12 protein-coding genes are annotated in these 13573 nt (G+C 40.7%); 4 read left to right on the top strand and 8 right to left on the bottom strand.

Annotation, left to right across the window (positions count from 1 at the left end):
* Positions 1–133 precede the first annotated feature (133 nt).
* The 8 genes from AC1M84_RS03030 to sdsA all read right to left on the bottom strand — a co-directional run bounded on the left by AC1M84_RS03030 (position 134) and on the right by sdsA (position 10765).
* A complete protein-coding gene (locus AC1M84_RS03030; protein WP_481594396.1) occupies positions 134–574 on the bottom strand; it encodes a YbjQ family protein in 441 nt (146 codons plus the stop codon).
* A gap of 9 nt (positions 575–583) precedes the next feature.
* Positions 584–934, bottom strand: coding sequence for a YbjQ family protein (locus tag AC1M84_RS03025; RefSeq protein WP_180027966.1), 351 nt, complete (start codon positions 932–934; stop codon positions 584–586).
* Between the two features lie 98 nt (positions 935–1032).
* Entirely contained in the window at positions 1033–2484 is a 1452-nt protein-coding gene (gene adeK / locus AC1M84_RS03020) for a multidrug efflux RND transporter AdeIJK outer membrane channel subunit AdeK (RefSeq protein ID WP_481594466.1), read from the bottom strand.
* Entirely contained in the window at positions 2484–5660 is a 3177-nt protein-coding gene (locus tag AC1M84_RS03015) for an efflux RND transporter permease subunit (RefSeq protein WP_481594395.1), read from the bottom strand. Before AC1M84_RS03015 ends, adeK begins: the two co-directional genes overlap by 1 nt.
* Before the next feature lie 12 nt (positions 5661–5672).
* Positions 5673–6914: an efflux RND transporter periplasmic adaptor subunit gene (locus AC1M84_RS03010; RefSeq protein WP_035267853.1), complete on the bottom strand. Its 1242-nt coding sequence runs from the start codon at positions 6912–6914 to the stop codon at positions 5673–5675.
* Entirely contained in the window at positions 6914–7549 is a 636-nt protein-coding gene (locus tag AC1M84_RS03005) for a phosphatase PAP2 family protein (protein WP_481594394.1), read from the bottom strand. Before AC1M84_RS03005 ends, AC1M84_RS03010 begins: the two co-directional genes overlap by 1 nt.
* A 163-nt stretch (positions 7550–7712) precedes the next feature.
* A complete protein-coding gene (locus AC1M84_RS03000; protein WP_180027964.1) occupies positions 7713–9764 on the bottom strand; it encodes a site-specific recombinase in 2052 nt (683 codons plus the stop codon).
* A 23-nt stretch (positions 9765–9787) separates the two neighbouring features.
* Positions 9788–10765 (bottom strand): All-trans-nonaprenyl-diphosphate synthase, encoded by a 978-nt coding sequence (sdsA, locus tag AC1M84_RS02995; RefSeq protein WP_035267858.1) that lies wholly within the window; start codon positions 10763–10765, stop codon positions 9788–9790.
* 407 nt (positions 10766–11172) lie between these two features.
* Between sdsA and rplU the strand changes: the two genes are divergently transcribed.
* From rplU to AC1M84_RS02975, 4 genes are all read left to right on the top strand, one after another.
* A complete protein-coding gene (gene rplU / locus AC1M84_RS02990) occupies positions 11173–11484 on the top strand; it encodes a 50S ribosomal protein L21 (RefSeq protein WP_035267860.1) in 312 nt (103 codons plus the stop codon).
* A gap of 19 nt (positions 11485–11503) precedes the next feature.
* Entirely contained in the window at positions 11504–11761 is a 258-nt protein-coding gene (rpmA, locus tag AC1M84_RS02985) for a 50S ribosomal protein L27 (protein ID WP_035267862.1), read from the top strand.
* A gap of 217 nt (positions 11762–11978) precedes the next feature.
* Positions 11979–12677: an outer membrane lipoprotein periplasmic chaperone LolA gene (gene lolA / locus AC1M84_RS02980; RefSeq protein ID WP_035267863.1), complete on the top strand. Its 699-nt coding sequence runs from the start codon at positions 11979–11981 to the stop codon at positions 12675–12677.
* A 110-nt stretch (positions 12678–12787) separates the two neighbouring features.
* A complete protein-coding gene (locus AC1M84_RS02975; RefSeq protein ID WP_481594393.1) occupies positions 12788–13573 on the top strand; it encodes an RsiV family protein in 786 nt (261 codons plus the stop codon).

Here is a 13573-nt window from a genome sequence, read left to right as displayed (position 1 = left end):
GAGAAAAATTTAATCAAATATGTTTGCATTTCTATCTCAATGATCATGCGAGCGATAAGGGGTTTGAAGACTCCTCAAGCAAAGTGTACGGCTTGAGTGACTACTACATACCTGTAAAGAAAAAGAGAGACTTTTAGTCTCTCTTTTGTATAGCAGTTCCGTAAGCGAATACTTCAACCATTCCACCTTGAAGACCTAAATCTGTGGTGCTGAGTCTTAACCCTAAGATTTCAGTTGCGCCCATTTTTTCTGCTTGAAGTTTAAGTCTAACGATAGCTTCACGTCTTGCACGTTCAACAATACTTTCATAACTGCGTAAGCGTCCACCAAAGAAATTTTGGATTTGCGCAAGTACAAACTTAAAATAATCATGCGAAATCACCACATTACTGCTGATCATTTGTCCGTGGTTTTCAGAAGTTTTAAAACGCTGACTATCTAACTTGATATAAGCTAAGCGCGCTTCTTGTTCATCAAGTTGCTTAAGATGCTTTTGTTCATTATAGCGACCAAATCCAAATCCAATACAAAATAGGATGAGAAAGATGACCACCTGAAAAATGATACCATCCATAACGAATCCTTAAGAGGTGAATGGATCAGGAATTTTAGGTGCATTCGGTGTGACATACACAGCTGTGCCATAAACAAATAATTCGGAAGCACCTTGGGTAATATTGGAAGTTGAGAAACGAATTCCGACAATCGCATTCGCCCCTAAGGCACGCGCTTTATCAATCATACGGTTCATTGCTTCTTGACGAGACTCTTCAAGTAATTCCGTGTATGCGGTGAGTTCTCCACCGACGATATTCTTAAGTCCTGCGAGTAAATCACGTCCAACGTGTTTACTTCTGACGGTACTGCCATATACCACGTCAAATTGTTGTTGAATTTGATGACCAGGTACAGATTCTAAATTACTTAACAGCATTTGATTGAAGTCGTTATAAAAAGGATAATTAATGACAAAATATCAGTATTTGGGACAATAAAAAAGCCCACCGAGGTGAGCTTTGTTCAAACAAAAAATTACTTCTTGTCGTATTTTAAGTCTGAGCTTGAAGGCTGATAAATCACTTGATCCGTAGTATTGGTTTTTAAGCCACCACCGAGTGATTTATAGAGCTCGATTTGGTTGTTAAGGTTCGCTTGTTCAAGCAGCAATAAACCTTGCTCAGCACTATACGATGTACGTTGTGCATCTAATACAGTTAAGAAACTGTCAATACCAGCGCGGAAGCGGGCATTTGAGAGTTTGTAGGTTGTATTGGTCGCATCAACTAAACGGCGTTGTGCAGTTAAACGTTCACCGATATTTTGACGCACTGCCAAAGCATCATTCACTTCACGGAACGCAGATTGAATTGATTTTTCATAATCAGACAATGCGATCTGTTGCTGTGTTTCAGAGACTTTAATATTGGCACGACGTGTACCCCAGTCAAAGATTGGTATATCTAGACTAGGACCAACAGACCAAACAAAAGCACCAGACTTGAATAAATCACTTAAGTCTGTTGATGCATAACCTGCTGATCCTGTGAGGCTAATGGTTGGGAATAAACGCGCTTTTGCAGCACCGATATTCGCACCAGCCGCACTTAGCTGATATTCAGCCGCTTTAACATCTGGACGGTTGTTGAGTAGATCACTTGGCAAACCAGCCGCAAAAGCAGTGGTTGATGTCACACGTGTGATTCTCTCTTTAGGCAATAAATTGTCAGGTAGTGGTTGACCTACAAGGAGGTTTAACGCATTAACCGCTTGTGTAATTTGAGTCTTGTATTCAGCAACATCGCCACGTGCCGTCTCAACAGAAACTTGAGCCTGACGAAGCGGAACTTCACTGTCGATTCCCACATCAAAACGTTTTTTGTTGAGATTGTAAGATTCAAGTTGAGCTTTTAGCGTCTGTTCAGCGAGCTTAAGATTCGCTTGCGCATATGAGTAAGCCAACCAAGCTTGAGCTGTTTGGCTAATCAAGGCAATTTGAGTGGCATCACGTGCGCTTGCAGTTGAAAGATAAGTGTCTAGGGCATTGTCTTTCAAGCTTCTAACACGACCCCAAAAATCAATTTCATAAGCCGTTAAACCTAAACTTACATTATAAGTTGTTACTGGGCTTGGCGAATTGACCGTGTCTTGTCGTAAAACACCACCACTTGCACCAATCGTAGGCAATTGATTGTTTTGGCTGATTTGAAATTGTTGACGTGCTAATTCGATATTTAGCGTCGCTTTACGAAGATCACGGTTATTTGCCAAGGCTAAATCCAAAACTTGGATTAAGCGTTGATCTACAAAAAAATCCTTATAACCTTGCTCCGCAATAGATGGACCAGAAGCATTGCCAAGATAACTTCCTGGAATATTGGCTTGAGTGACCGGTTCTGGACCACGCATGCTTTGACATGCTGTCAAAGCAAGCGCAATTGCAGATACCGCAATGCTACGACCTGTAATAGACCATACGTTTTGCATCACGAAATTTGCTCCTGTTTATTTTGTTTTGGTTTTGTTTTAAAGATACTTCGGATCCATACATAGAACACTGGAATAAAGAAGATCCCTAAAAGTGTTGAGCTGATTACACCACCAAGTACACCATAACCCACGGAATGTTGACTTCCTGCACCTGCGCCAGAAGCGAGAGCTAGTGGAAGAACACCAAAACCGAAAGCCAATGTGGTCATAATGATTGGACGTAAACGCATTTTCGCGGCATGTAAGGTTGCTTCGAAGAGTTCTTCACCTTGATCTTGAAGCTCTTTCGCAAATTCTACAATCAAGATCGCATTCTTCGCGGACAAACCAATCACGGCAATAATCGCCACTTGGAAGTAGATGTTATTTGAAAGGTTTGGATCTTTCAAAATAATCATTCCCAAGAATGTTAAGGCAAGTGCACCAACAATACCCAATGGCACAACCATGAGTACAGAGAATGGGATAGACCAACTTTCATATAAGGCTGCCAAGCAAAGGAAGACAATCAATAACGAAAGAGCATAAAGGAATGGTGCTTGTGCGCCAGACTCACGTTCTTCGAGAGATAAACCAGTCCATTCGTAATCGAAGCCTTGTAAGCCCATTGAAGGAAGCTTCGCAATGATTTCTTCAACCGCGGCCATTGCATCACCCGAACTCACACCTGGAGCTGGAGTACCTGTGATGTTCATGGAAGAAACGCCGTTATAACGCTCTAAACGTGGTGAACCATAAGTCCATTCGCCTGTTGCGAACGCTGAGAATGGAACCATCGTACCTTGGTTATTGCGGACATACCACTTGTCTAAGTCTTCAGGCATCATACGAGAGCTCGCTTCACCTTGGACATACACTTTTTTCACACGACCACGATCGATGAAGTCATTAATGTATGTACCACCCCATGCCATACCCATCGTACTATTGATTTCAGCAATGCTGACTCCCATAGCACCTGCTTGAGCATGATCGACGATGACACGATATTGAGGCGTATCTTCTTGTCCGTTAGGACGAACACCTGTTAAGCGCTGATCTTGAGAAGCTAAGCCGAGTACAGCATTACGTGCTGCTAATAATTGCTCGTGACTTTGACCTGCAGCTGCTTTTAACTGTAGGTTAAAGCCTGCACTCACGCCTAACTCCGGCATTGCTGGGAGTTGAAGAGGCATGATATAGCTGGCATCTTTCACAATCATATTCAGTGCCATACCACGTTGGATAATTGCACCGACCTGAGATTCAGGAGAGGTACGGTCTTTCCAGTCTTTCAACTTAATGAAGGCAAGACCCGCATTTTGACCAATACCCGTGAACGAGAAACCAGCAACACTGAATACAGATTCAACATGTTCTTTCTCGTTATTGAGGAAGAAGCCTGTCATTTGATCAATTGTTTTACCAGTGCGTTCAAGCGTTGCATTTGGTGGTAGCTGAACGAGAGTCATCACCACACCCTGGTCTTCATCTGGTAAGAATGAAGAAGGAAGGTTGACAAACAACCAACCCATCACAGCAATCACAACACCATAAACCAATCCTGCAAATAGCTTGGCATGTGTTAAACGGTTTACGCCGTTTTGATATTTCACCGAAATTTTGTCAAAACCATTGTTAAACCAACGGAAGAAACGGGCAAAAATGTTATTGCTTTGAGGTTTGTTGGTATCATGTTTTTTCAACATGGTCGCACACAATGCAGGGGTAAAGGTTAATGCAACAATCAATGAAAGAATCATTGCTGTAACGAGCGTGATAGAGAACTGACGATAAATTACACCTGTCGTACCCCCCATGAATGCCATAGGTACGAATACTGCAGTTAAGACAGAGGTAATACCAATTAATGCACCAGAGATCTGTCCCATCGACTTTTCAGTTGCTTCCACAGGCTCAAGATGCTCTTCTGCCATCACACGTTCAACGTTTTCTACGACGACAATCGCATCATCCACCAGAAGACCAATGGCGAGAACCATAGCGAACATGGTTAATGTGTTGATCGAGAATCCGAACATGTTGATCACGGCAAATGTACCCAATACAACCACTGGAACAGCCATTGTTGGAATAATGGTTGCACGCCAGTTTTGTAGGAACAAGAACATGACCAAGAATACGAGGATAATTGCTTCAATTAAGGTTTTCACAACACTTTTAATTGAGAGCTCAATAAATGGTGTTGTATCAAATGCAAGTTTGTCCACCATACCTGTTGGGTAGTTTGGACGTAATTCTTTTAAACGATCTTCAATCGCTTGGGCTGTATCTAATGCGTTTGCACCCGTTGCCAAACGAATCGCTACACCACCTGCAGGTTGACCATTAAATTTAGAGTCAAACGCATAGTTGTCTGCACCTAATTCAATTTTAGCGACATCACCTAAACGAACTTGCGCACCATTTGGTGAGTTCTTAAGGAAAATATTTGAAAATTGTTCAGGTGTTTGTAAAAGACTTTGAGCAGTTACAGTCGCATTTAAAACTTGACCTTGTACAGAAGGTGCACCACCTAACTGACCTACAGCCACTTGCGCATTCTGAGTTCTTAATGCATTTGCAATATCACTCGGTGTAACTTGCAAGTTGGCCATTTTGGATGGGTCCATCCAAATTCGCATAGCATATGAACCACCAAATACTTGCACTTCACCAACACCAGTCACACGGCTAAGTGGTTCAGAGATATTTGAGTTTACATAGTCTTTAATGTCATTTGCATCTAATGCATCTGACTCAGAATAAAACGCAATAACTTGTAAGAAGCTTGCACCAGACTTGGTAACTTTTAAACCTTGACGTTGTACGTCTTCAGGCAAAAGTGCAGTCGCTGATTGAAGTTTATTTTGAACTTGTACCTGTGCAATATCAGGATCGATACCTTGTTCAAAGTTTAGAGTAATGGAAGCTTGTCCATTACCCGCACTATTAGATGAGATGTAACGCAACCCATCCAAGCCATTCATTTGTTGTTCAATAATTTGCGTTACTGTGTTTTCAACAGTTTCAGCAGATGCACCCGGATATGTTGCAGAAATCGATACCGTTGGTGGTGCAATCGTTGGGTATTGGGCAATTGGCATCTTGGTGAGGGATAAAATACCCGCCAACATGATGACCAATGCAATCACCCAAGCGAAAATTGGGCGATGGATAAAAAAGTGAGCCATTCAGTCTACTCCTTATGCATTTGAAGTAGCTTTTTGTTCAGATTGAGCTGCAGGCTTTGCTTGTTGACCATCTTTGCCGGCTTGAGGTGCTGCAGCTTGAGGTTGGTAAGGTTTAGCTACAACTTGTTGTTCAGGTTTAACTTTCGCCACACCATCTACAATGACCTTGTCACCCGTATTTAGACCTTTGGTCACAATCCAATCTTTACCTTGAACACCTGCAGTCTCAATTGGACGTACTTCAACTGCACCTTTCGCATTCACGATCATCGCAGTCGCTTGACCTGTTGGTGTACGGGTCACAGCCGCTTGAGGCACTAAAATCGCATTAGGAATTACACCTTGCACAATTTGAGCATTAGTGAACATTCCTGGCAATAATAATTGGTTCGGATTTGAGAACACAGCACGAAGGGTAACTGTCCCTGTTTCTGGATTTACACTTGCATCAGAGAATGCAAGATTACCTTCAATAGGGTAAATGCTGCCATCTTCAAGTTTTAAACGAACTTTAGTATTATTGCTGCGGTCGATGCTGCCTTGACTCAACTGTTGACGTAAGCGAAGAAGCTCTGCACTTGATTGGTTGATATCAACATAGATTGGATCAAGCTGTTGGATTGTCACCAATGCTTCAGGTTGATTAGCCGTTACTAATGCACCTGCAGTCACACTAGAGCGGCCTGATTGCCCTGAAATGGGTGAACGAACAGTAGAATAACCTAAGTTAATCTGCGCATTTTTCACCGCTGCTTCTGAAGCTGCAACATCTGCTTGTGCCAATTTTACTTGTGCTTGTAGATCATCAAATTCTTGCTTAGATACAGCATTGATACCGACAAGTTGGCGATAACGGTCAGCTTTAACTTGAAGCGCATTGAGATTGGCTTTTTGACGAACTAAGGCTGCTTTTGCACTGTCTAAGTTCGCACGGTTGGTATTTGCGTCAATTTCGTACAGAGGTTGTCCTTCACGCACAAAACTACCTTCAGCAAACAGACGCTTTAAAATCACACCGCTTGCTTGCGGACGTACTTCAGAAATTTGATAGGCTGAAGTTCGACCCGAAAGCTCGACAGTTTGTTCAACACTTTGTGGTTGAGCAACGATGACACCAACTTCAGTTGGTGGCATTTGCTGTTGTGCAGCGGCTTGCTCTGCATCTTTTGGATCTTTGCTACAACCCACAAGTGCAATACTTGTTGCAAGAGCACAAGCAGTGAGGGCAGGGGCCCAAAGCTTTGCCGACATCATTATTCCACCTCGTTAGATTTTTCTCTAAAAATAATTGTTTGCTTTGCTATCCGTTGTGATAGGACTAACCACAGTATAGTCAGCCATATCAACGCAATACTCCAACCTGCAACAACATCTGTCGGGTAATGAGCACCGAGATAAACCCGTGAAAAACCCATGCCAACAAACCATATACAGGCAGCGACAAAAATGATTCTACTTTGATGATGGTTTCGAAAGATCATGATCATCAAACCAGCAATCACTGCTGCATAGAGACTATGTGCGCTTGGAAATGCGGCTCCATAAGTTTCAACGATTTGATAAATTGCATTTGGACGAGGTCGGTCGAAAGCATATTTGAGTAACCAGCCAAGACAGGCACCACCAACGAGACCAAGTGAGATAAATAGACAGTTAGCATATTGTTTTAATCGCCATTGCTGTAAGGTCCAAATCGCCACGCACATCAGCATGATCGGTAAACCGCCAACATGAGACAATAAAACCGCAATTCCATCTATGAGGGGATTGCGGTGTTGACTCATCCATGAAACAGCAGTGAGATCGAGCTGTTGTATCGTTGGAATATAGATTCCTATACTACTTATCGTTATTCCTAAACAACCTATTAAAATCAGTAAGTAATGCATATAAAATAACCTGAGTTATATTATAGTCGCATACATTTATTGCATGAATGCGTCAAAGTGTACTCGCCAGTACACTTTTTTTCAAGTCAGTGTAAAAGCATAATTTATAGTAATTTCATTACAATGTGCATCTTATTTTTAGCACAAAAAATAACACTAATATCTAATGAGAAGATTTCTTTGGTGAAATTGGATCTTCGACCTCTAAAGGTTGTTTTGGGGGCCAGAAAAAGTCCATTGGTCGTGTAACAAAGTGAGTAAATACTAATTTTGCCAGAGGTTTCCATTGTTCAAAACGAACACGTCTTGCGCGTAATGCCACAATAATAGTGAGACTAAAGCTGACAAATAAGTTGGTCAAACCAATTAATAATACACCAAGGAATGAAACAATAATGAGCCCTATTTCAGGCGTGCCATTGATACTCAATAGGCCCTGCATAAAGTTTGCTGAAGCAAAGGCAATATGACGAATATCTAAAGGCAGACCAAGAATAAAGCCAATTGTCCCCATGCTGCCTAGCATGATTCCGAACAGGAAATTCCCGGCTAGTGCGCCTAAATTACGTTCAATATAGTTTGCAAACTTTTCCAGTCTGTCAGCACCTAGCCAGTTTTTTAGACGATGATGTGCTTTTAAGCGAGGTCCGACTTTACGATACACTGCCATGTTGTCGAAGTAACCTGCGATCAAACCAGATAAAAATAGACATACACCTGCAATAGCTGCATGTGGGACTGCTAGGGATGTAAAAGGATTCAAACTATGAAGTAAATATGTTGCTTTACTGTGATTGAGTAATTGTTCACCCAGAATCAACGGCCACATCATGGTGATCAATGCTGCAACCGGAATTGCAATGGAAATATTGCCGAGAATAGCGACAAACTGCGTACGGATAATATTGATAATCAGTGCAGCAAGTTCTGCAATTTGTGCAGTTCGAGACCCTTTCTTTTGTTGAACTGTCGCGGCTAGGGCAGCTGCAGTCATAGCAGGTTGTTTGGTTGCAACGGTAAAATGCAGTACATGGATCAACATGAAACCTAATGCATAGTTCATGCTATACGCGAAGGCTTGCATGATAGGTGCCATGGCGATGCGCGCAGTGAGAATCTTCAAGGTCGCCATGATAGCGATAATGACGCCTGCACCTGCGGCTGATTTGTACATACTGAAGAAACCAGCTTTATTGGTACTTACATAATGTTCGCCTGTTTTACTGGCATTTTCAGTGACTTGTAATGCGATTAATTCACTGTTTGTTTTTAAAAGCTCTCGAACACTTCGCTCCTCATAGTGAGCCGCAACTAAATCTTGACATAACTCAGCTAGTGCTAAGTATTGAACTTTTCCAGTTTCAGTCAATAAGTTCAGTAATAGTTCAATACGATCTAAACATTGCTCAAGCAAAGACAATAAATAAGTGAGACTTAAACTCACCCCAATTCTTTTCGTAGCACGACGAATCTTCAAAACGACATCGCGACACTGCTCGATCATCACCAAAGCTTGGTTGGCATCGGGTACGACCATTTCAGTAAGATCATCAGCTTCACTATAATGTTTTTTGTATAGCTCAATAAATTCAATGATTTCACGATTCTGCACCAAAAAAGGTGACTCATATTCAGTCAGTTCTGGTTGTGCATTAATAAACTCAGGATAAAGTCCAATACCGCTGATACGGTAAGATAAAACAGTAATGGCTTTAATCATGTCGCGTTTGATGCCAAATTTTGCATCTAAGCTGCCATTACTTTGATTGACAATCTGAAAAAACTGAATCCATTGCTGATCTTCAATATTTTCTAGCCAATATTTATCGCTACGTAAATGAAAGACACGGAAGACTAAATCTTTTAAATCAGTTTCATCGGTCAAAAGGGGAAGAACATGCGCTCCCATTCGTTGACCCAACTGATTCCAAAAACCATCTAGAGAAAGAATCCCACTGTCCGCATAAATAGTGGTTTGTTTATAGCGATTGATCAGATGAACGATATAGGCTTGAAAAGTGGTGGCTGCAGTCGGCGTAATTAATAACGCTTGAATCAACGCCTGAAATTTTTGATTAATTTCTTCTAGGTTATAACTGTCTGATGGACGGATGCGATTAACGAGTTCAATGAGTATGTTTTCGTCTGGAGCAGCTTGATGATGGTCAAGTTGCTCCTGCATTTGTTTAAAAAGATCATTAAAGTTTATATGCATACGCAAATTTTTTTAGTTGAAGTTTATTGGATTCGATCTAATGCTAATTGCGCCAAATTATCAAGCGCTTGACGATAAATACTTTCAGGCAGTTGTAACAATGCCTCACGAGCTGCTGTAGTTTCTTCAACAGCACGTTCGCGACAGTAATCTAGTGCACCAGAGTTTTGAACAATCTGAATCACTTGATCCAAATGTTCAGTACCACCTGTAGTGATGCTACGACGGATAATATCGTGCTCTGCACCAGAAGTTTTTTGTAGAGCAGCAATCAGTGGCAGTGTTGGCTTACCTTCCATTAAGTCATCGCCAATATTTTTACCAAGTGTTTCTGCGTCAGAGGTGTAATCGAGTATGTCATCTATGATTTGAAATGCATTCCCGAAATGACCTGCGTATTTTCTGAGTGCTTCACGATATTGATGTTGATTGGCAAGAATCGCAGCGCCTTCAGTCGCCAATTCAAACAAACGAGATGTTTTGCCGTGAATAATATCTAAATAAGTCGCTTCAGTGGTTTCAGGTTGATGTTGAGATTGCAGTTGAAGTACTTCTCCTTCAGCAATTTCACATGTTCCTGTTGAGAAGTCTTTTAATAACACCATATTGTTCAAATCTACGAGCAAATCGAAAGCTCTAGAAATCAGGAAGTCTCCAACGAGGACAGCGGTTTGGTTATTCCATGTTGCATTCGCTGTAGGACGACCACGGCGTAACCCAGACTCATCTACGACATCATCATGTACCAGTGTAGCGGTATGCAGCATTTCAATAATTGCAGCTAACTTTTGGGCATGCTCTAGGTTGGTTTCACCGCAAGCGCGAGCAGCCAATAAACACATAATAGGACGCATGCGTTTACCACCTGCCTCAACCACATGTTTGCTGACTGACATCACCAAAGCAACTTTAGAGCTGATTCCTTCATTAATAAGTTGGTCCATCGCAGCAAAGTCTGTAGCAACAGGTGCGAGAATGTCTTGCTTAAAATCGATGGCCATAACAATGAAGTCCTTATACAAACAGTAGATGTTACTCAGCTAGTGTAACAATTTAAGTGAAAGTTTTGGTCGCTTTACCACATGAATATGCATGATTTTCTTAATGTTGTTCAGTTTCTATTCATGTTTGTGATTTAATCTTCATAATACCAATAAAACTTGATATGTTATTTGATATTCGAAGTAGTTCATTTTGTGAATAAATATAGTTTAATCAATCAGCAAATTGTTATTTTCATGTAAGAAATAGATATTTCGGGTTGAAATTTAACTTTTAGACAAAAGACCTTGTTGTTTATTTCATTATCACTTAAAATCCTTGCCCTTGAATAACCCCCAGTGGCGTTCGTTTTAAGATCGATATATTCCTTTATCGGCACGACGACACGGGCCTGTTGGAGTACATTATGTACGCAGTAATCCAAAGCGGTGGTAAACAACACCGTGTTGTTGAGGGTGAAACCCTTAAAGTTGAATTATTGAAAGCTGAAACTGGTTCTACTATTACGTTTGATGACGTATTAATGTTAGTGAACGGTGATAGCATTCAAATTGGTGCTCCAGTTGTTGCTGGTGCTAAAGTAACTGCTGAAGTAGTTAGCCATGGTCGTCACGACAAAATCCGCATCATCAAAATGCGTCGTCGTAAACACTATCGTAAACAACAAGGTCACCGTCAATGGTTCACTGAGTTGAAAATTACAGCTATTTCAGGCTAATTACGAGGAGTAAATAGACATGGCAACTAAAAAAGCCGGTGGTTCGACACGTAACGGTCGTGACTCAAATCCTAAAATGTTAGGTGTTAAAATGTTCGGTGGTCAAGCTGTGACTGCTGGTAACATCATCGTTCGTCAACGTGGTACAGAGTTCCACGCTGGTGCTAACGTTGGTATGGGTCGTGACCATACTTTATTTGCTACCGCTGATGGCGTGATCAAATTCGAAGTTAAAGGTCAATTTGGCCGTCGTTATGTATCTGTTGAAACTGTATAAGTTTTATCAGGCATAACCAAAAAACCCACTCTTGAGTGGGTTTTTTTATATCTGAAAGAAAGTTTTTGAACTGAAGTGAATCTTCATCATGATGAAGTATTTTCAACAATTTAGCTAAATAACAATACAAAAGTTCTTATTTTCTCAATTATTAGCGATCAAATTTGGTTTAAGATGACTCCATATCAAATGATGATCAATAACAAAAGGTGGGATCATGACTATGCTTCGTAAAACGATTGGTGCAATTACAATGAGTGCTGCAATGATGGCACCAGTCGCAAGCACTCAAGTTTTCGCAGCGCCAGTGGCTGCTTCGGAGCAACAAGCGACCGCAAACTTGGTTCGTCAATTAAACGGAATAAAAAGTTTAACGGCAAATTTTGAACAAACAACGAAAGCAACTAAATCTAGTAAAGCACCACAAAAACAAGGTTTGAGTGCTCAACATATGAATCAGACTTTTACTGGGGTGATGAAAGTTGCTCGTCCAGGTAAGTTCTATTGGGAAACTACAGCACCAGCAAAACAAACAATTGTGACTTCTGGAAAGATGATTTGGATCTATGACCCAGATCTACAGCAGGCAATTCGTCAAAATATGGATGAGCAAGTTGCCAATACACCAGCATTATTATTGTCTGGTAATACCAACCAAATTATGCAGTCATATCGTGTAACACAGCCAAATAAAGCTAAAACTTATTACACGTTATATCCTAAGCAGAAAGATGGTGCCTTTCAGAGTCTGACCATTAGTTTCGGTGCAAATAAAGCGCCAAGCTTAATGATTTTAGAAGATTCATTAGGACAAACTACACACGTTAAATTTAGTAATGTGAAAGTGAATGCAGGTATTCCGGATTCAACATTTAACTTTACACCGCCTAAAGGCACAGACATTATTGACCAATAATATAAAAGCAGCGTTTATCGCTGCTTTTTTTAACTACAAATTTCAACTGAATTCATGTCATCTAGAATTTATAGTCTCTGTGTTAAACACTCATTTTTATTGGAGGCTATATGCTAAAACACATGAATCGGTTTGGAAAATTGAGTGTTATTTGTGCATCAATGATCATGTTAGGCGCTTGTCAGCCTAAATCTGATGCAGAAACTAAAAAAAGCAATGAGACTGCTGTGCAAGCAAAACAATCAGAATCTTGGTATATCGAATCGAAGAACGTCGAATTAAAGCCTAAACAGAAGCAAGTATGCGATGAGGCAGGGTGTACAGAATATTCATTCCAAACGGTTGAAACTAATCATCCGTGGATTAATACGTATTTTAAAAATCGAATTGAAAAAGCAGACCCTATACCATTCCAATCGGCTACTAAGAATACAGAGACAACTACTGTGGATCCGCTGAAGTTGAGTCAGAGTCAGACTGTGGTACGTTATTTAAGTCAACATCAGAATATAGCGAGTTTTGAATATCTGAGCTATGTATATCCTGCTGGTGCAGCACATGGGATGTACCACAAAGAATATGTTCATTTCGATTTAAAAACTAAAAAAAGAATAGCACTACAAGATTTAATTGTGAAAGGTCAAAATAAAAAGCTATTAGAAACACTTTATAGTGCTAATAGTATGTGGCTTACAGATCACAATATTGAACAAGATAAACTCGAATTAAGCGACAATTTCTATTACGGAGTTGATGGTATCGTCTTTGTTTATCCGCTGTATGAGCTCGCGTCCTATGCTGAAGGAATGTCTGAACTCACTTTACCTTATGTGAGTGTGAATGGTTTGATACAGTCAGAATATCTTCCAAATCTACCCAAACTCACTGCTGAGTAA

The sequence above is a fragment of the Acinetobacter sp. 24-47-66 genome, from assembly GCF_056779755.1.
This window is presented reverse-complemented; position numbering and strand designations above follow the sequence as displayed.